The sequence below is a fragment of the [Clostridium] aminophilum genome, from assembly GCF_900101295.1.
GTDB classification, from domain to species: Bacteria; Bacillota; Clostridia; order Lachnospirales; family Lachnospiraceae; genus Clostridium_R; species Clostridium_R aminophilum_A.
Genome location: NZ_FOIL01000012.1, coordinates 1 through 19,437, shown reverse-complemented (window position 1 = coordinate 19,437; position 19,437 = coordinate 1). Strand labels below are relative to the sequence as shown.

16 protein-coding genes are annotated in these 19,437 nt (G+C 50.2%); 1 reads left to right on the top strand and 15 read right to left on the bottom strand.

Annotated elements, in window-relative coordinates:
- Positions 1-61: 61 nt before the first annotated feature.
- The 15 genes from BMW41_RS04840 to BMW41_RS14125 form a co-directional block, all read right to left on the bottom strand.
- Positions 62-697, bottom strand: coding sequence for an orotate phosphoribosyltransferase (locus tag BMW41_RS04840; protein ID WP_074649097.1), 636 nt, complete (start codon positions 695-697; stop codon positions 62-64).
- A gap of 67 nt (positions 698-764) precedes the next feature.
- Positions 765-1,958 (bottom strand): trigger factor, encoded by a 1,194-nt coding sequence (gene tig / locus BMW41_RS04835; protein WP_074649096.1) that lies wholly within the window; start codon positions 1,956-1,958, stop codon positions 765-767.
- A gap of 66 nt (positions 1,959-2,024) precedes the next feature.
- Positions 2,025-3,416 carry an aminopeptidase gene (locus BMW41_RS04830; protein ID WP_074649095.1) on the bottom strand — a complete coding sequence of 464 codons (1,392 nt, stop codon included), beginning with the start codon at positions 3,414-3,416 and terminating at the stop codon, positions 2,025-2,027.
- 50 nt (positions 3,417-3,466) lie between these two features.
- On the bottom strand, positions 3,467-3,919 hold the full coding sequence (gene dtd, locus BMW41_RS04825; protein ID WP_074649094.1) for a D-aminoacyl-tRNA deacylase: 453 nt from the start codon (positions 3,917-3,919) through the stop codon (positions 3,467-3,469).
- Positions 3,916-4,848, bottom strand: coding sequence for a S1 RNA-binding domain-containing protein (locus BMW41_RS04820; RefSeq protein WP_074649093.1), 933 nt, complete (start codon positions 4,846-4,848; stop codon positions 3,916-3,918). Before BMW41_RS04820 ends, dtd begins: the two co-directional genes overlap by 4 nt.
- A gap of 514 nt (positions 4,849-5,362) precedes the next feature.
- Positions 5,363-5,881, bottom strand: coding sequence for an S-ribosylhomocysteine lyase (locus tag BMW41_RS04815; RefSeq protein WP_074649092.1), 519 nt, complete (start codon positions 5,879-5,881; stop codon positions 5,363-5,365).
- 224 nt (positions 5,882-6,105) lie between these two features.
- Entirely contained in the window at positions 6,106-7,461 is a 1,356-nt protein-coding gene (gene gdhA, locus BMW41_RS04810; protein ID WP_074649091.1) for an NADP-specific glutamate dehydrogenase, read from the bottom strand.
- 499 nt (positions 7,462-7,960) lie between these two features.
- Positions 7,961-9,169, bottom strand: a complete 1,209-nt coding sequence (gltS, locus tag BMW41_RS04805; protein WP_074649090.1) for a sodium/glutamate symporter — start codon at positions 9,167-9,169, stop codon at positions 7,961-7,963.
- A 443-nt stretch (positions 9,170-9,612) separates the two neighbouring features.
- Positions 9,613-10,479, bottom strand: coding sequence for a DNA-binding domain-containing protein (locus BMW41_RS04795; protein ID WP_330386923.1), 867 nt, complete (start codon positions 10,477-10,479; stop codon positions 9,613-9,615).
- Between the two features lie 26 nt (positions 10,480-10,505).
- The gene (locus BMW41_RS04790) at positions 10,506-11,873 is read right to left on the bottom strand and encodes a sensor histidine kinase (RefSeq protein ID WP_074649088.1); all 1,368 of its coding nucleotides are present in this window, start codon (positions 11,871-11,873) and stop codon (positions 10,506-10,508) included.
- A 46-nt stretch (positions 11,874-11,919) separates the two neighbouring features.
- On the bottom strand, positions 11,920-12,084 hold the full coding sequence (locus BMW41_RS14550) for a hypothetical protein (RefSeq protein ID WP_177171164.1): 165 nt from the start codon (positions 12,082-12,084) through the stop codon (positions 11,920-11,922).
- Positions 12,085-12,298: 214 nt separating this feature from the next.
- Complete coding sequence (gene carB / locus BMW41_RS04785) at positions 12,299-15,583, bottom strand: carbamoyl-phosphate synthase large subunit (RefSeq protein WP_074649087.1); 3,285 nt, start codon at positions 15,581-15,583, stop codon at positions 12,299-12,301.
- A 12-nt stretch (positions 15,584-15,595) separates the two neighbouring features.
- A complete protein-coding gene (locus tag BMW41_RS04780) occupies positions 15,596-16,684 on the bottom strand; it encodes a carbamoyl phosphate synthase small subunit (protein ID WP_074649086.1) in 1,089 nt (362 codons plus the stop codon).
- A gap of 555 nt (positions 16,685-17,239) precedes the next feature.
- Positions 17,240-17,410 carry a FeoB-associated Cys-rich membrane protein gene (locus BMW41_RS04775; RefSeq protein WP_074649085.1) on the bottom strand — a complete coding sequence of 57 codons (171 nt, stop codon included), beginning with the start codon at positions 17,408-17,410 and terminating at the stop codon, positions 17,240-17,242.
- A gap of 110 nt (positions 17,411-17,520) precedes the next feature.
- Positions 17,521-17,952, bottom strand: a complete 432-nt coding sequence (locus tag BMW41_RS14125) for a heavy-metal-associated domain-containing protein (protein WP_083378788.1) — start codon at positions 17,950-17,952, stop codon at positions 17,521-17,523.
- 359 nt (positions 17,953-18,311) lie between these two features.
- Between BMW41_RS14125 and BMW41_RS04765 the strand changes: the two genes are divergently transcribed.
- Positions 18,312-19,079 (top strand): TraX family protein, encoded by a 768-nt coding sequence (locus BMW41_RS04765; protein ID WP_074649084.1) that lies wholly within the window; start codon positions 18,312-18,314, stop codon positions 19,077-19,079.
- The last annotated feature ends 358 nt before the right edge of the window (positions 19,080-19,437 follow it).

The following is a 19,437-nucleotide window of genomic DNA, read 5'->3' as shown; positions in this document are numbered from 1 at the left end:
TTCCCTGCATTTGCAGGCCCTTTATTCGAACAAAGTCCGCAAGCGGACTTCGCCTCCGCCATCAGATCATGGAAAGTCCGTATGCATTTACCAGACCTTCGATCTTCTGTCCCGCTTTGCACATCGGGCAGTCGTGATAATCATAGTATGCATAATCCGGAAGGTCTTTCTTTCCGAATACGCTGGTGATCTTCATGCCGTTGAGTTCATCGATGGCGCTGAAGATCGCGGATACGCCCGTGAGTTTTCCGCCGTAATAGCTGATGGACTCCATCGCCCGGTTCAGCGAGCGGCCGGTTACAACCGATCCCATGAGAATCATCACATTCTTTCCGGCGATCATCGGCTTCAGGTTGTCGCGGAAGATAATCTGGCTGTTGCTGTTGAACTCCGGACGCACAATGTAAATGGTCTTATGCGCATTGGTGTTCAAAAATCCGCTTCTGGTCAGCTCCTCCGAGAGGAACGCGCCCATAGCCGAGGTTCCTTCCATGCAAACAATGGTGTCGACAACCGTGGCAAACAGGTAGTTGTTGACCAGTGCCTTCGCAAGACCCTGAGCCTCGCTTGCGCGGCATTTCGCGGTTGCCAGATCAAGGTGATAATTGATGTGTGCGTGATTTGTGGCAAAATGACCTTTTCGTACCTTTAACGCTACATTTGTTCCGGCAGTCTGAATCTTTGTGTACTCACTCATAAACAATCCTCCCTTCAGCCAAATGGCCATGTCAGCGTCCGGCGAAACCGTTGAAAGACAAGAATACTTACTGTGCTGCAGTTGTCTCCTCGGAGCTCTCGCCATCGGCCTTGCTCTCGTCAGCAGCAGAGCTCTCCTCCGCTGCCGCCTGTGTCGGTTCCACTTCAGTTACGTCTGCATTCTCCTCCAGGAAAGTCATAACTTTCATGTTGAGTGCATCTTTATCGATATCCTCGTCGGAGGCATCGGTGTTACTCTCCTTCAGAGCATCGATATTATCAAAGCCATACATGGATGCGAGTGCCTGACGGTCGGAATCTTCTGCCTTCAGATTCTCCTTCGCCGCAACCTCGCCGAGCACCAGACGGCTCTTGACCGTGTTTTCAGCCTGAGCACGCAGCCTCTTTCGGAGTCCGTCCGCATTGGTACCCATGTAGGATGCGTAGGTGTCAAAATCAATACCGTACTGCTGTGCCTGCTGTGTGGTGCGGATCAGATAGGAATTGAACGCCTTCTCCACCTCTTCTTTTCCGAGAACGATGGTCGAACTGTCCACGAGACTCTGAAGGATCTGCTGATCCATCTCGCTCTTCCTGGACTGAGCCGCCTGATCTTCCAGACTCTTGCGGATCTGAGCCTTATAGCCGTCTACCGTCTTCGCATCCGGAGCAACCTTCTGAACAAACTCGTCGTTCAGTTCCGCATCCTTCTTTTCCGTCACCTTCTGCAGGGTAACGTTAAACACGACATCCTTGCCGGCAAGATCCTTGTTGCCGTATCCGTCCGGGAATTTCAGGTTCAGATCCTTGTTCTCACCGGCCTTCATACCGACAACGCCATCCTCGAATCCGTCGATGAAGGAATGACTTCCGAGAACAAGAAGATATCCCTCTGCGCTTCCGCCGCTGAACTCCTCACCATTGATGGTTCCCTTGTAATCGATGGTTACCGTATCTCCGTCCTGTGCTTCGCGATCAACTTCCACATAATTTGGATTTGCAGTCAGCACCTGATTGATCTGGGCATCGACATCCGCGTCGGTTACGTCTCTCTTGGTAACCTGCACCGGAATCTTTTTGTACTCACCGAGTGTGATGGAACTTTCGTCCGCATAACTCTCAGTCTGTACATCTGCCGCCGCATCCGCTGCAGCCTCTGCCGCCGTCGTCTGATTGGTGTTGGACGAAAACTTTGAACAGCCGGATGCAACAACCATTGCCACTGCAGCGCAAAGTATGCTTGCTTTGATCATCTTCTTCATGTTGATTTAAAACCTCTCTAATTCCTTATGTTTTTTATGGCAAATATTTCCTTTCGGGAATATGTGTCAATCATAGAATGCCTTGTAGGCAAGATATGCGCTGTACACATCCATTTTGCTGGTCAGCTCAAACGGAGAATGCATACACAGAACCGGAACGCCGAGATCCACGACGTTGATGTCCTTGCCGGCCACAAATTTCGCAACCGTGCCGCCGCCGCCTTCATCCACTTTTCCGAGTTCACCGGCCTGCCACATGACATTGTGATCATCCAGAATGTTCATAATCCGGTTCATCAGTTCTGCCGATGCGTCATTGCTTCCGGACTTTCCGCGGGAACCGGTATACTTGATCAGCGAAACGCCCTTTCCGAGGAATGCGGAATTGTTTTTCTCAAATACCTGCGGGAATGTCGGATCAAACGCCGCGCCGACATCCGAGGACAGACAGATGGAATTGCGGAGAACCTCCCGCACATCCGCACGGTAAGCAGCCGCCAGATCTTCTATATAATGAAGCATATAATCTGAATTCAGCCCGGTATTGCCTTCGGATCCGATCTCCTCTTTATCCGTGAGAACCGTCACCGTGGTATACTCCGGATCTTTCGCCTCGATCTCGGCGATGAGAGCCGGATATGCGCAGACCTTATCATCCTGTCCGTAGCCGCCGATCATGCTGCGGTCAAATCCGATGTCCACCGGTTTTGCCGCCGGCACGAACTCAATCTCCGCCCGGAGGAAATCTCTCTCTGTCACGCCGTATTTTTCATGGAGAAGTTCCAGCGCCTTCAGTTTCACCGGTTCCTTGATCTTGTCATCGGAATCATCCACAAACGGGAGTGATCCGACCACGATGTTCAGATCCTCACCGGTGATTGCCTCCGTCAGTTTCTTTCCGTTCTGCTTCGCGCCGAGATGCGGAAGAAGATCGGTGATCAGGAACATCGGATCTCCCGGTTCCTCGCCCACATTTAATTTGATCACACTGCCGTCTTTCTTCACAAAAACGCCGTGCATCGCCAGCGGAACAGTCACCCACTGGTATTTGCGGATACCGCCGTAATAATGCGGTTTAAAATAAGCAATTCCGTCTTTTTCAAAGAGCGGCTGAGCCTTTAAATCCAGTCTCGGGGAATCAATGTGTGCCGCATTTAACCGGAGTCCCTCCTCCATCGGCTTTTTTCCGAAGGTGGTCATGATCAGAGATTTTCCGCGGTTTACATAATATACCTTGTCACCCGGCTGATAGGTCTTTCCCTTCTCAATCGGTCGGTATCCCGCCTCATCCAGAAGTTTCACGGATTCCTCGGTGAATTCTCTCTCGGTTTTTGCCTTGCCGAGAAAATCCTTATATCCCTCCGCAAAATCATATGCTTCTTTCACCTGGTCCGGTGCCGCTTTGGCGACATCCGGGAATTCCCAGGTCAGTTCTTTCTGAAGTTCCTTTGCTGTCATTTTCTGTTATTGTCCTTCCCGTCCGGCATTCCTTTGCCGGAGTCTCATTTTTATTTCAGAAGTGTTTCGGAGTCGAGCATCAGTGTAAACGGACCGTCATTCAGAAGAGAGACTTCCATATGCTCACCGAATTTTCCATGCGCAACCTTGTCCGAATACATCCTGCATCGCTCAATAGCGTGCTCATAGAGCCGCTCTGCAAGTTCCGGTTTTCCCGCGTGGGTGAATCCCGGCCGATGTCCCTTCCGGCAGTCCGCGTAGAGTGTAAACTGGCTGACGACGAGGATTTCTCCGCCGACATCCGCCAGCGAGAGATTCGTCTTATCATTTTCATCCGAAAGGATTCGAAGTTTGCATACTTTATCGATCATGCGGTCGGTCAGTTCCTCGGTATCCGTATCCTCTACGCCAAGGAGAATCAAAAATCCTCTTCCGATGGATCCGATCTCTTCCCCGTCCACTTTCACATCCGCATGTTTTACAACCTGAAGAACGATTCTCATAAGTTCAGTCCCTTGAAGAGATCGCCCAGCGTCGTGGTCAGCTCATCGCTGTTCTTGTACTCCGGAACCTCATCATCCGGCGCCTCTTCCTTTTCCACTTCCTTCATGCTGAGGCTGATCTTGCCGTCTTTCAGTGCAATGATCTTAACCGTCACTTCCTGTCCTTCCTGAAGAACAGACGCCGGATTCGCCACTCTCTTTTTGCTGATCTGTGACACATGAACCAGGCCTGTAAGGCCGTTGCTCAGCGCAACAAACGCGCCGTACGGCATGATGCTCTCCACCTTGCCTTCCATTACGGTTCCAACCTTGCACCTGGAAATTTTGGTTTTCTTCGCCTCGGCCGCTTTCGCTCTGGCTGCTTCCCTTCCGGAAAGAACCAGACTCTTTTTCTCTTCATTGACGTCGATCACAGTGACATCGACGGTCTTACCAACCCACTCATCCAGATTCTCCACAAAGGAATCCGTCAGACGGCTTGCCGGGATAAATGCACGGAATCCATCCACTTTGGTCAGAACACCGCTCTTGACCGCTTCGGTGATGGTCACCGGAAATACGGTTCGGTCTTCCTTCAACGCATTGAATTTTTCCCATGCCAGGGTATTGTTCGCTTCTTTTCTGGACAAAACCAGCTGGCCGTTTCTCTTATCAGTACGGATCACGGTAGCGGTAATCTCATCACCGTTGTGAACCTCCGTCAGAAGATTAAACGACGGATCATTGCTCAGATCCTGTTTGCTGATTCTTCCTTCCGTATAGGTGCCGAGATCCAGCAGCACTTCCGTCTCGCTCACGCCGACAACCGTTCCCGTGACAATGTCACCGGTATGGATCTTCTTAAACGACGCATCCAGTTCATCGGCAAAATCTGCCATGGTCTTCTCTGTGCCTTCCGGCATGGAGTTCTTAGCGCTTTCATCTGACATTTCAGAATACCTCCCCTATTCGATCTACGTTCTCCGCTGTCCGATAATTACAGCTATTCTATCTATATTTAACCACAGATTGACATCGACTACAAGGTTTTTCCCCCGGTCTCAAAACCGCAATATACCGCACAGGAACGCCATTTCTATGGAATATCGGCAGCTCAGTTTTCACAGAATATTCACAAAATGTTCCGAACAAAGTCCGCAAGCGGACTTCGGCTCCCCCATCCCCTCATTCCTGAAGGGAGCTTGACGGACTTTGCGCGCCGCCGCTGGTCACCGTAAGGTGACATTTTCCTTACAGCGGCGTGCGCATCCTCGCGGAGCGCTTTTGTTTCATAGGGAATTTCGGAGAAATTTCCTATGAAACGAAAAGATACCCCCGAAGACGAAACTTCCGTTTCTGTCTCCGGGGGTATTCTGTCATCATATTGTTCGTTCTGTTCTTCCGGTCACAGTGCGGCCGGAATGCGGGGTGCATGACGCATCCGTTTCCGGAGTCCGTCAGGCATCATGAATCAAAGAAGTTCTTTCCATCCTCGGTGACCAGTCGCTCGGTCATCGGGTATTCAAAGATTTCTTTCTCACCCGCATGTGCCTTCAGATATTCCACAAATTCCTTTGCGTACCATTTGGCCATTCCAAGATTGTGCATCAGTGCAGTACCGCAGTTCTTCAGAGTAGCTCCCGGTACTTCCTCTGTCGTCAGAACGTCCTCAAACGCTCTCAGAATCAGATCATAGATTTCTCTGGAAGGGCGGTCTCCTTTCAGAATCAGATAGAATCCGGTGAGACATCCCATCGGCCCCCAATAGATGATCTCATCCTTCCATTCCGGATCATTGCGGAGGAAAGTTGCGATAATGTGCTCCAGGGAATGCATCGCCGCCACATCAATCACCGGCTCCACATTCGGTTTTTTCACGCGAATATCGTATGTTGTAACCTTTTCCCTGCCCAACTGGTCTTCACGGCTTACAAAAATTCCCGGAACAATATATCGATGGTCTACAGAAAAACTCGGTATCATAGAATCGTCTCCTTTCAGTCTATCCCTACCGGTCCGCATCTCTGCCGCCGCAGAAGGCAAACCGTCCATTTTGTATATCTGTAATTTGTACTGATATTATATGGAAAGATCTTTTCGGTGTCAACGCACGAAAAAGACTGCGCGTGGAACAAAAGAAAGCCCTGAAGGCGCAAGGCCTTCAAGGCTTTCAAAACTTTCAAACTATCAGACGAAAGTCGTTTTAATTAGTATGCACGACCCTGCTTGATCATAGCATCAGCAACCTTCTCGAAGCCGACGATGTTAGCGCCTGCAACCAGGTTGTAGCCAAGGCCATATCTCTCAGCAGCAGCTGCGGAGTTGTCGTGAACACCCTTCATGATCTTGTGGAGCCACTTATCAACTTCCTCACCATCCCAGAACAGTCTCTCGGAGTTCTGGCTCATCTCGAGTGCGGATACGGATACACCACCGCAGTTAACAGCCTTAGACGGAGCAACGATCATGTTCTTCTGATCCATAAGGAACTTCAGAGCCTCGTTGGTTGTCGGCATGTTAGCTACCTCGATGTAGTACTTAACGCCGTTAGCAACGATCTTCTTAGCCTCGTCCATGTCTACATCGTTCTGAGTAGCGCACGGCATTACGATATCAACATCCTTCTGTCCCCACGGCTTCTGACCTGCGAAGAACTGGCAGTGGAACTTGTCAGCGTAATCCTGAACCTTGTTGCGGCCGGATGCTCTCATCTCAAGCATATAGTTGATCTTCTCTTCTGTAGCAACGCCTTCCGGATCGTAGATGTAACCATCCGGGCCAGAAAGTGTAACAGCCTTAGCGCCGAGCTCTGCAAGCTTCTTGCAAACGCCCCATGCTACGTTACCGAATCCAGCAACAGCAACTCTCTTGCCCTTGATGTCATCGTTCTCGTGTCCAAGAACAGCCTCAAGGTAGTAAACAGCACCGTAACCAGTTGCTTCCGGACGGAATGCAGAACCACCGAACAGCGGATCCTTACCGGACAGAGCGCCGTTTGCGTAAGAACCTGTCAGTCTTCTCCAAGCGCCGAACATGTAACCGATCTCACGGCCGCCTACACCAAGGTCACCAGCCGGGCAGTCAACATCCGGTCCGATGAATCTGAACATACCTTCCATGAAGGACTGGCAGAATCTCTGGATTTCCTTGTCGCTCTTGCCGTTCGGATCGAAGTCAGCACCACCCTTAGCGCCGCCGATCGGAAGAGTTGTAAGAGCATCTTTGAATACCTGCTCGAAACCAAGGAACTTGATTACAGAAGTATTTACGTTCGGAGCGAAACGAAGGCCGCCCTTGTACGGTCCGATAGCGGAGTTGAACTGGATTCTGTAACCACGGTTTACGTGAAGAACGCCGTTGTCATCCTCCCACGGAACACGGAAGCAGAAAGCTCTCTCCGGCTCAACCATTCTCTCAAGAATAGCATTCTCTTCGTACTCCGGGTGTGCATCGATCAGCGGGGAAAGGGAGCCAAGAACCTCTTCTACGGTCTGGCAGAACTCCGGCTGAGATGCGTTTTTCTTCTTTACATCGTCGATAACTCTCTGAATGTAAGCGTTCATTGTAATACCTCCTGCGTATTAAATGTTGATCAATGAATTCTATAGTTTAACATTCACATTTTCCGGTGTTTTCCCGGAAGGTTTTTGTGAACATTTCCTATCTGCATGCTCATTATATCGCTGTGCCATGCACGAATCAAATACATATCGTGTGATACAGGTTATTTACATTTGTTTATATTCTACAACTTCCTACACGATACGACGATATAATGCAAGTTTGCCGATTTAAAGTGTTTTAGCGGCTTTGCACATATTCTGTCTGCATCTTGTGTCGTTCTGAACTATAAGCAACAGAATATAGTATATTTCGTTTTTTCTTCGGTTGAAGGAGCTTCCGCCGGCGGATATTCCGTGCGCCCTGCTCCTTGCTTTTTTTCTGTGGCATGGGGAATTTCAGAGAAATTTCCCATGCCACAGAAAACGGCCGACCCCGTTAGGGATCGGCCGCAAGAATCACTGACTTATCCCAAATCTTTGAAATATCGGTTTTCAAGAATTACAGGAAGTTAGCAAATGCTGTGATGATTGCTGCGTTGAAGAAGTCGATGAACAGGGAACCTACCAGCGGCACTACCATGAATGCTACCGGAGCCGGTCCGTGCTGTTTAACAACCGCAGACATATTTGCCATTGCGTTCGGTGTAGCGCCCATTCCGAATCCGCAGAAGCCGGATGCCATGGTTGCTGCATCGTAATCTTTTCCCATTACCGGGAATACGACGTAAGAAGCATATACCCACATGATCACAGTCTGGATCAGAAGGAGTACGATCATCGGAAGAGCCAGGTCAACAAGCTGCCACAGCTTCAGGTTGCACATTGCAAGTCCGAGGAATACAGACAGGCAAACATTGCCGAGTGCATTGATCTCTGTTGTCGGTGTGGAATCGCCCCTTACGTTGCGGATGATTGCTGCGCAGATCATCGCGCCGATGTAAGCCGGCATTGTAAGAACCATACCGATCAGCTTGGAAACGATGGTTCCAAGACCGATTGCGATAATAATGTAAGCAGCAGCCGGAAGAAGGTTGTCGCCCTTGATTTCGCCATCGCCAAGATCCGGAGCATCAACATCAGTGGATGTGCCGGTTGCGCTTGTCTTCGGCTTAAGACCATACTTCTTGATCTTTGCAGATGCGATCGGTCCACCGATCAGGCATCCTGAGATCAGTCCGTATGTTGCGGAAGCTACCGCTACTACAGTTGCGTTTGCGACACCGCGTTCCTCAAGGAACTGTCCGAAGGAACCTGCTGTTCCGTGTCCGCCTACCAACGGGATGGAGCCCATTGCAAGTCCGAGTTTTCCGTCAAGTCCGAATGCCTTTGCACCGAATCCGCCGACCACATCCTGTATGCAGCACATCAGAACTGCAAGAATCAGGAAACGGATAACGTCGATTCCGCCCTTCTTCAGCATTCCGAAAGCTGCCATATAACCTACGGAGCAGAAGAAACCGGTCATGAATACGGACTGGAGCGTCGTATCCATATCGAACTCAATGACGCCTGCTGCTCTGAGAGCTGCATGTGCGATCGCGAAGATAAAGCCGCCGACAACCGGTGCCGGGATGCAGTATCTTCTGAGGAACTCAATGCGGTCTACCAGAAGCTGGCCGATAACCAGCATGAAAGTAGCAACCGCAGCCGCCTGATACATGTCAAGCTGAGCTACCCAAATGCGTGCGCTTTCATTCCAAATTACCATAATGTTACCCCCCATATGAAATTATGTAACTTTTGTAACTGCCCATATCCTAAACTTTCCTCATCAAAAAACTACAGGATACATCACAATGTTATGTCAGAAATAAATATTTGCCATGGTGATTTTGAATAATCATACCATCTATATTTCAGATTCATAGTGCGATATGCACATACTATGTTTTTTCCTTATACAATCTGCACTTTTCTGTAGTCATTTTTCACATCCTGTTTTTTTTCAGGAGAAGCGTCCGCCGGTCGCCGCCGGGTCACATTTTCTCCTTCCGCTGCGCTTGTATCCCCGCGGAGCGTTTTTGTGCCGCGTGAAAACCAGATATCTTTCCTGCGGCACAAAAAAATCGGGATCTCCGGAAACCGGAAATCCCGACAAAAATGCATTTTCAGTTGTTTCATTCTGCGGCCGAAGGGCTGTATCCGATGTGCTTATTTGCGGTCTGCTTCCAGCATCAGCGCATCGATAAATTTCTTGATGCTGACCTTTCCGCCGTATCTGCTCTTGCCGCGGATATGATCCATTTCACTGCGGATCTCCTCAAACGGGAAAAGGGAATTGGAGTACTCGGTAAACGTCTCATTCATAAAATCCTCCACACCGAGGTGGGCCAGATTGGACATTCCGACGGAGATCGCACGGCGGATTCTCTGCTCCATGTTTTTCGGCGCATCGGAAATAATCTCACACAGTCTGCCGATGCTGACCGTTGCGATCGGCTGACCGCTGCTCTTCAGATACTCGCAGATCTTCACGATATCCTCTGCACCCTTTTCTCCGGACATGCCGATGCGGTTCAGAATATAGCGGACTTTCTTCTCATAATCCACATTGTTTACTTCTTTTGCGTGGTCGGAGTTATCGGACATATCGGAAATTTCGTTCATGAACATCGTGCGGAGATTGGCGATGGTCTTTTCATTCTTCAGCTGGCTCTCCACATTCTGGATCACGCTTTTCACCTCGATCAGATTGATCGGCTTGCTGATGAAGAAGTCAACGCCGGCATCGTAGGCTTTTCCAACCATATCTTTGCTGGACACCTGAGAAATCATGACAAATTTTGCCCGGCAGCCCTTCTCTTTCAGTTCCCTGACAACCTGCATGCCGTCCTTTCCCGGCATCAGATAATCGATCAGAATCACATCCGGCTTCCGGATCAGAATCTCGTCGATATCCGCGCCGTTTTCTCCGCTGGATCCGCTGACGCTTCCGAGATCATTATCTTCTATGATATCCTCCAGAATACTGATAACCGAAAGATCATCCTCTACAATGTAGATTTCCATTTTGTCCATAGTGCTTTCCTGTCCTTACTTTCTTCTTATTCTTCTTTCACTTCGTCGGTACTGTTTCTTTGTTCCGCAGGCGCATAATTCCCCGGCTCAGCCAGAACCGCCTCGGTCATGCGATGACCGCTTTTTTCCAGATTTTCCTTTGGGATCATGACCGTAAATTCTGTGCCTTCCCCCACTGTAGATACGACGGTGATTACACCGCCAAACTGGTCCTCTACAATATTCTGCACACCGTTCAGCCCGACCCCGCGAAAAATGCTTCCGGTCTTTTCATCGAATTTTGTCGAATACCCCATCCGGAAAATGTTCTGCAGATGGCGTTCCGAGATGCCGGGGCCGTTATCTCTGACCCGGATCACAATGTCTTTTCCGATCTCCTTCTCGCTGATCCAGATCGTCCCTTTTTTCTTGTCTCCCTCAATGGCCTCGATGGCATTGTTGACCAGATTGTTCAGAATGGACATCATCGAGTAATGCTCCGTCAGACGGAACGGATATGAAATGTTCGTGACAATCTGAATATCAACATTTTTCTTGAGAATGGCATTGTGCATCGTATCTTCCAGAATGGCGATCAGATCCATAAAACTCATATCCGGGCTGGCCGGATCGATGGAGATCTCCTTCTCCAGTCCGGTTATGATGCGGAGATAATCCTTCTTGACCTCGTGCACTTCCCGGGCAATCTCAAGTCCCATCCTCTGCATATCGTCGGGAAGTCCCCGTTTCTGCAGTTTCTCATACAGGCGATAGGCATTGCCCATGACGCGCTCGATTTGTTCGCTGTTGCGGCGCATCAGATACACTTCGCTTTTCAGACCGGTGCTCAGCATAAACAGCCTGCGGTAGCGCCGTTCATGTTCCTCCGTTTTCAAAAGTGCCGTGTACCAGCGCGCACAGACCATCCCCAGGAACACAAGCAGCGAACGGAACAATGCCACAATCGCAAGTCTTGTAAACACGTTAAAATCCGAGTACGCATTGCCCTGCGTCGCCTCACGAAGCATGACTTCCGTAAAGTTGGAGAGCAGATCGGCGGCAAATGCCACCCACGCTATGTTGGCCGGAGAAGCCCCATACCGGTCCTGAACCAACGCGCGGAACACAAAGCCGTAACATACATAGAAGCATGCCGCCGGGATGTTCATTTCCCAGAGAGATGCTCCGTTGGTTCCGGTAACCGCCAGTATCAGAGTGCGGAAAATATAAATGCACAGCGAGGTAAACAGTGCAACCGGCATCACTCTCAGCTGTTTTCCGATTGTCATCAGAAGAATCGGAAACAGAATGACTGCCGGAGATATGCGGAAGGAGTTGACAAAAACATTAAAATACAGCTCCGACGACAGTGCTATCACACCTGCTATCGCCAAAGCCCGCTTCACATTTGTCATAATCTTAAAGGCAGTTCAACTGCCGCTCCTGTTTATTTCATTCTTTTCATGTATCATTGACTGCTGTGTAGTAATTTAGTATACTTCCTTTTTCGATGTCTGTAAAGATTATCGGGAGTTTTGCTGTATTTTCATGTTGTATTATAAATTTTTTACACACATCTTCATCCGGCAGCCGTTTTTCTGTTCCTTCATATTCTCCCTTACTCACTCACGTTCTCCCATTCCGTCGCAGAAAAATCCGCAGAGCGTTTTTGGTGCTATAGGAATTTCGGAGAAATTTCTGATCTCATAAGAAAAAAATCAGGCAGCGCCCGGCTGTTGTCGCCGGTGCACCGCCTGTTTTCTGTTTTACTGCTTTACTTTTTACTGTTCTCGCAGTTTTGGACTGTTTTGAGATCCGTTCTTTATCATAACGGTTCCGATCAGTCTTTTTCCTGAAGAACATATCCCGGAATCACGATATCCGGCTCTTCCATCCGCTTCATTTCCTCGCTGTTTGCATGACCATGGTCAATGTGCGCGATATCGACGAGTTCCGTGTTGTCTTCGTCATACTTTCCTTCCAGCGCAAGGGCGAGAACCGATGCGGTATCCAGTGCGGTAAGGCACGGAATTCCGAGTTCGACAGCCTTTCTTCTCATCTTTACGGAATCCAGCTGCGGAAGTCTTCCCTTCGCGGAGATGGAGATCACGTAGCTGACTTTTCCGGACTCCATCAGGGAAATGGTATCCGGCTCGCCTTCTTTCGCCTCGCTGATCTTTGCGATGACGCTGGAAGAGATACCTACGCTGTTCAGATACTTGGAAGTGCCCGATGTCGCGTAGATCGTGAATCCCATGGTGACAAACGCCTTGATCAGATTCTTCAGATCTTTCTTTTCCTCATCGCGAACACTGACCAGAATACCGCCGGAGTGTTTCATCTTAAAGCCCGCTGCCAGCATTCCCTTAAAGAGTGCCTCCTCAAGGGACTTGGAGATTCCCAGAACCTCACCGGTCGACTTCATTTCCGGGCCGAGCTGTGTGTCTACGTCCGGAAGTTTCGCGAAGGAGAATACCGGAACCTTAACCGCATAATACTTGGAGCACGGATACAGTCCGGTCTCGTATCCCATGTCTTCCAGCTTTTCGCCCATCATGACGCGGGTTGCCAGATCTACCATCGGAACGCCGGTCACCTTGCTGATGTACGGAACCGTTCTGGACGATCTCGGGTTTACCTCGATGATGTAAATGGTGTCTTCATGGAGAACATACTGGATGTTGATCAGTCCCTTGGTGTCCATTGCATGGGCAAGACGGATCGTGTAATCCACCAGACGGTCAATCTGGCTCTGCGTCAGCAAAAAGCTCGGATATACCGCGATCGAGTCGCCGGAGTGAACACCCGCGCGCTCGACATGTTCCATGATGCCCGGAATCAGGACGGTGTCGCCGTCGCAGATGGCGTCAACTTCCAGCTCTTTTCCCATCAGGTATTTATCGATCAGGATCGCATTCTCAATCTTATGAGAGAGAATGATCTTCATATATTCTTTGATGTCCGCGTCGCTGTAGGCGATGATCATGTTCTGACCGCCCAGAACGTAGGACGGGCGCATCAGTACCGGGTATCCGATCCGGTTTGCAGCCTCAAGCGCCTCTTCTTCGGTGAATACCGTTGTGCCCGGCGCCTGCTTCATGTTCAGCTTCTTCAGAAGATTTGCAAATCTTCCTCTGTCCTCTGCAAGGTCGATGGAGTCCGCATTGGTTCCCAGAACCGGAATGTTATTCTCCACCAGTGTCTTGGTCAGATTGATGGCCGTTCCGCCGCCGAAGGCAACCACACAGCCGATCGGTTTTTCCACACGGATGATGTCCATGACATCTTCCGGTGTCAGCGGCTCAAAGTAAAGTCTGTCCGCAACGTTGAAGTCGGTGGAAACCGTCTCCGGGTTATTGTTGACGATGACAACCTCATAGCCGGCTTTCTTCAGAGACCATACACAGTGAACCGAAGCGAAGTCGAACTCGATACCCTGTCCGATGCGGATCGGGCCGGAACCGAATACCATGACAACCTTCTTTCCGGAAGCATGCTCTTTAATGAAGTTTTCCGCTTCATCCGCCTCTCCGTAGGTGCTGTAGAAATACGGAGTGCTGGCCGCAAACTCTGCCGCGCAGGTATCAACCATGCGGTAGCTGAACGGCTTGTGCGGAAGATCCTCTTTTCCGGTCAGCTGACGGATCACGCTGTCCGGGAATCCGTAGATCTTTGCCTCATCGTATACTTCATCGGAGTATCCGCCGCGCAGATCCTTTTCAATGCGGATGATGTGCTGCAGTTTTTCGAGGAACCACTCGTCCACCATGGTCATGCGGTGGAGTTCGTCGACGGTCACGCCGCGCTTCAGTGCCTCGTAAATCGCGAAGATTCTCTCGTCATCCTGCGCAAGGATCTTTCCCTTCAGTTCATCATCGGACAGCGCGATGACAGTCTTCATGTTCAGATCATTCTGGGAGATCGCACATCCGCGGATCGCCTTGAGAAGAGCCTGCTCGAAGTTTCTTCCGATGGCCATAACCTCACCGGTTGCCTTCATCTGGGTTCCGAGACGTCTCTGACCGTATACAAACTTATCAAACGGCCACTTCGGGAACTTGACAACCACATAGTCCAGTGCCGGCTCGAAGCAGGCCATGGTCTTTCCGGTTACCTCGTTCGGAATCTCATCGAGGGTGTAACCGATGGCAATCTTGGATGCGACGCGGGCGATCGGATAACCCGTTGCCTTGGACGCCAGCGCGGAAGATCTGGATACTCGCGGGTTAACCTCGATAACCGCGTACTCTTTGCTCTCCGGATTCAGTGCAAACTGGCAGTTGCATCCGCCCTCAATTCCCATGGACTGAATAATGTTCAGAGATGCGCTTCGAAGCATCTGGTACTCTTTGTCCGCCAGAGTCACCGCCGGAGCGATAACAATGGAATCGCCGGTGTGAATGCCGACCGGGTCGAAGTTCTCCATGGAGCAGACGGTGATAACGTTGCCGTTGCTGTCACGGATACACTCGAACTCGATCTCCTTCCATCCGGAGATACATTTCTCAACCAGAATCTGAGTGATCGGGGAAAGACGAAGTCCCTCCTCCGCAATCACGCGGAGTTCTTTTTCATTATTAACAATACCGCCGCCGGTTCCGCCAAGGGTAAATGCCGGACGGATGATGACCGGATATCCGATCTCCTCTGCCACGCGGACGGAATCCTCAATCGTGGTGGTTACTTCCGACGGGATGCAGGGCTCGCCGATTGCTTCCATGGTATCCTTGAAGCACTGACGGTCCTCCGCCTTGTCGATCGTCTCCGGATTCGCGCCCAGAAGCTTCACGCCGTGCTCCTCAAGGAAGCCGCATTTTGCCAGCTCCATGGACAGGGTCAGACCGGTCTGGCCGCCCAGAGTCGACAGGATGCTGTCCGGTTTTTCCTTCAGGATGATTCTCTTCACGGTTTCCAGTGTCAGCGGCTCAATGTATACCTGATCCGCAATCGCCTTATCGGTCATGATCGTCGCCGGGTTGGAGTTAACCAGAACAACATCCAGTCCCTCCTCTTTCAGGGCACGGCATGCCTGTGTTCCCGCATAGTCAAACTCTGCGGCCTGGCCGATGACGATCGGACCGGAACCGATTACCATTACTTTTTTCAGATTCTTATTTAACGGCATTGTGCTTCCTCCTTATTTTGCGGCTTTCATATTCTCAATAAAACGATCAAACAGGAATCTCGTATCCAGCGGTCCGCTGCAGGCTTCCGGATGGAACTGTACGGTAAATGCCGGGCGGTCTGTGTAATCGATTCCCTCACAGGTTCCGTCGTTTACATTGATAAATGACAGCTTCGCGTTGGCCGGAAGGCTGTCTGCCTTTACTTCATATCCGTGGTTCTGGCTGCTGATGTAAATGCGGTTGGTCTCAAGGAATTTGACCGGCTGATTTGCGCCGCGGTGGCCGAACTTCATCTTTCCGGTCTTCGCGCCCATTGCCAGCGCCATCAGCTGATGACCGAGGCAGATGCCGAACATCGGAATCTTTTTGTCTGCCGCCTTGCGGATCTCCGCGATGACACCCACATTTTCGCTCGGGTCGCCCGGGCCGTTGGTCAGCATGATGCCGTCCGGTTCATATTTCATGAGTTCTTCTTCTGTGGTGGAAGCCGGAAGATCGATCACCTCGCAGCCGCGCTTCTGCAGTTCGCGGCGGATGTTATCCTTCGCGCCGAAATCCCAGAGAGCAACGCGGAATTCCTTCTCTCCCTCTGCCGGGAAAATCTCAGCCTTTTCCGGTGTAACCGTTTCAACCGCATGAGTTACGCTGAAGGAACGGATTTCTTCCAGAAGCGCATCCGAGTACGGCGGCTCCTTTGCGGTGATCATACCGTTCATCGCTCCGACTTCGCGGATGATCCGGGTAACGGCTCTGGTGTCGATGCCGCTGATTGCCGGAATGCCCTGCTCCTTCAGGAAGGTGTCCAGATCTCCTTCGCAGCGGTAGTTTGACGGAGTCGTACAGTCTTCTTTTACGATATATCCCGACAGCCAGACCTTTTTGCTCTCGAAGTCCTCCGGGATCACACCGTAATTTCCTACCAGCGGAAATGTCTGAATGACGATCTGTCCGTTGTAACTCGGGTCTGTCAGTGTCTCAAGATATCCGACCATTCCGGTCGTAAAAACGACTTCTCCCGTCACGTCATGAACCGGAGCGCCGAAATTCGTTCCTTCAAAGTATCTTCCATCTGCAAGCAGAAGATATACCTTCTGAGCCATCCGTCAACCATCCTTTCTGTCCTTAAAAACCCTGTATTTCTGCAAACAGGCTAAACACACTTCGCGAGTTCCGCTCATCACCGCGGCATTTGCCAGGGTCCCGTGCAGGCACGGACTCCGGCCCGTTATTCGCAAAAAAAACGCCCATGAAATAAAAATTTCATGAACGCTCCTTTCTCATGTCCTATGACATGTTTGCTCTCTCATACGGTCCCACAAAATGTGTTTCCTCTTTTCCAGTTATGCATTATTATTCAAAAAAGTGAAAAATTATGCATAGACGACGCACCATTTCTCTTTAGCACTTCGCCATATCGCGGTGATTATAACATACCCATATTGGCGGGTCAAGCCATTTTCAACGGTTTTTGTTTTGGAAAAACGCCAATTTTTCGATGCATTTCTGAATTTTCTGACATTTATATTATAAACAGACGAAACTGTTGGAAATGGTTCGTGCATAACGGTGCATGATAAATCATAAAGGCCGTTCCCCGCAAGGAACGGCCTCTTTCTTTTCCCGGAAAATTTTCATGACTATATTACTTCATGACATCATTTTTTCAGCCGAAAGCGTTCCGGGACATTCGCCGTGCTGCATCCGTGGGAACAGGACTCGCAGCTGTGTCCGCACGAGCCGATTCCCTTCTTCTTATCGGAAATCACCTTATATACCGCAGCTCCGATCAACAGGATCAGAATTGCCGCCACAATAATATCTGCCATATATTCTCCTTTCCAGAGAGCTGCCGACGCATTCTGCGTTTTCCGTTTCGTTCGGTGTGCACCGGCATGCACCGATGCTCATTATATATGATTATATATGAGTATCCGATTCACGATATTTTCTTCCGTCCCATTTCCAGAATCCGATAACCCAATGGATCGATTTCCCGATGGAGCTTTGATGAGACCTCACAGACGGATTCCGGATCCCGGAGGACAAACGAAACCTCTCCACTCACATGGGATGCCTCCACTCCGCTTACTCCGGGAATCGCCTTCCGGACCGCATCTTTCATATGAAGTTCGCACATCCCGCACATCATTCCGTCAATCGTGAGGATAATCCGCCCCTTGACCGGTTCCTCCGATTGGTCATCGAGAATCTCCGTCCCGTTTCCTTCATTTTCCGCCGGCAATTGTCTCTTTTTCGCCGGATCCCGGAAAAAGCTGACCAGCACCCGGACGCCCAGCAGAAACATTACGCCGAGCACCGTAAGCACCACGGCGTCTGTTTGATTTATCGGTATATTTAAACTTATCATAACTTTCTCCCGTGAAATCTGTTATCCTTTTATTTCATGCCGGCTTCCGACGTTTCATCGCCGTAGCCTCAGGCCTTTTCTCTTTTTAGTTAGCGCTAACTTCACGTGTTTTCAGCTTTTCTTCTATCTTTTAGTTACCTCTAACCATCTTTTCCCGCTGATCGGTTCGCAATTTTAGTCGTGTCTAATTTAGGTAACTCTAATCTAAATTAGGTTAGTCTATTTTGCGTTATTGTATTCTATCTTTCTGTTCCGATTCTGTCAACCCTTCCTGCTTTCCCAGGATCTGTGATATAGTATTTCGGAGACTTTGCTCTCTCGTTTCAAAAAAAGCCTAAATTCCGGAAAGGTCATCCGACATGAATTCTTTCAATGAAAAGGACGGCATCTTCAGCCGTCTTCCCGATATCCCGCTCTCCGGAGCGCAGATCAAAACAATCGCGATGCTCTGCATGACGATCGATCACATCGCAGCCATCATTTTGTCAAAGCTCACGCCGGAAATGAGCGGATTCCTGTTCCCGGCCCTCCCCTGGATTATCTTCTTTCTGCGCGCCGTCGGGCGAATCGCCATGCCGCTATACTGTTTTCTTCTCGTGGAGGGTTTCGCGCACACACAGCATCTTCGGCGCTATATCGCTTCCATGGCTGTGTTTGCCGTCCTCTCGGAAATTCCGTTCAATCTGGCTTCCACCGGAGAACTGTTTTCTCTCTATAAGAACAACACGCTCTTTACGCTGCTGATCGGTCTCATCTTCATGTACCTTGACCAGCGGATTCTGGAAAATTCCGCCTCACACCGTCAGGTATACATTCTCCGGATGGCGGTCTTTACCGCCGCCTGCCTTCTCGCGCAGTTCACGTTCTGCGATTACGGAGCCGTGGGCATCCTTCTGATCGGCGCATTGTATTTTCCGTATACCGCTCCGGCATCCCGCAATCAGCTGGCAGGCGTCGTCATGGCCCTTGAATCTGTCCAGTATCTCTGCTCTGCGGCGCTCGCCCTCATTCCGATCTCACGGTACGACGGAACCCGCGGAAATGTCCGCCATCCGTATTTCTTTTACGCATTCTATCCGGTGCATTTCCTGATCCTCGTGGGGATCGCGAAGATTCTGGGGCTGTAACACAGCAGTTCCTTCTCTCCCACAGATTTCAGGGTCCTGCGGATCGGATAGGGGAGATTTGACACTCCCCTTCCACACCACCGTACGTACCGTTCGGTATACGGCGGTTCAATAGTTTACACGAACTTTTAGATAGTGGGCTGATAAGGATGGATATCCGAGTCTGACCACTATTATCGTTTTGGTAAGCGCTGTGTTTAGCATCATCGCCGCTCTCCATGTGCCTTTTCTACAGTTAGCCAGTTCATGTACCTTCCATTCTGGCAAGTGTAGCGCCCTCAGCATCTTGTACCTCGTTCGCACCTTTTTCCATTGTTTCCAATACACTGCCCGGATTCTGTGGCGAAGCCACTCGTCC

Bases quoted from the DNA above. Each gene is read 5' to 3' on its own strand.
- BMW41_RS04840 (WP_074649097.1), bottom strand. From the start codon at position 697: ATGAGTGAGTACACAAAGATTCAGACTGCCGGAACAAATGTAGCGTTA.
- tig (WP_074649096.1), bottom strand. From the start codon at position 1,958: ATGAAGAAGATGATCAAAGCAAGCATACTTTGCGCTGCAGTGGCAATG.
- BMW41_RS04830 (WP_074649095.1), bottom strand. From the start codon at position 3,416: ATGACAGCAAAGGAACTTCAGAAAGAACTGACCTGGGAATTCCCGGAT.
- dtd (WP_074649094.1), bottom strand. From the start codon at position 3,919: ATGAGAATCGTTCTTCAGGTTGTAAAACATGCGGATGTGAAAGTGGAC.
- BMW41_RS04820 (WP_074649093.1), bottom strand. From the start codon at position 4,848: ATGTCAGATGAAAGCGCTAAGAACTCCATGCCGGAAGGCACAGAGAAG.
- BMW41_RS04815 (WP_074649092.1), bottom strand. From the start codon at position 5,881: ATGATACCGAGTTTTTCTGTAGACCATCGATATATTGTTCCGGGAATT.
- gdhA (WP_074649091.1), bottom strand. From the start codon at position 7,461: ATGAACGCTTACATTCAGAGAGTTATCGACGATGTAAAGAAGAAAAAC.
- gltS (WP_074649090.1), bottom strand. From the start codon at position 9,169: ATGGTAATTTGGAATGAAAGCGCACGCATTTGGGTAGCTCAGCTTGAC.
- BMW41_RS04795 (WP_330386923.1), bottom strand. From the start codon at position 10,479: ATGGACAAAATGGAAATCTACATTGTAGAGGATGATCTTTCGGTTATC.
- BMW41_RS04790 (WP_074649088.1), bottom strand. From the start codon at position 11,873: ATGACAAATGTGAAGCGGGCTTTGGCGATAGCAGGTGTGATAGCACTG.
- carB (WP_074649087.1), bottom strand. From the start codon at position 15,583: ATGCCGTTAAATAAGAATCTGAAAAAAGTAATGGTAATCGGTTCCGGT.
- BMW41_RS04780 (WP_074649086.1), bottom strand. From the start codon at position 16,684: ATGGCTCAGAAGGTATATCTTCTGCTTGCAGATGGAAGATACTTTGAA.
- BMW41_RS04775 (WP_074649085.1), bottom strand. From the start codon at position 17,410: ATGGCAGATATTATTGTGGCGGCAATTCTGATCCTGTTGATCGGAGCT.
- BMW41_RS14125 (WP_083378788.1), bottom strand. From the start codon at position 17,952: ATGATAAGTTTAAATATACCGATAAATCAAACAGACGCCGTGGTGCTT.
- BMW41_RS04765 (WP_074649084.1), top strand. From the start codon at position 18,312: ATGAATTCTTTCAATGAAAAGGACGGCATCTTCAGCCGTCTTCCCGAT.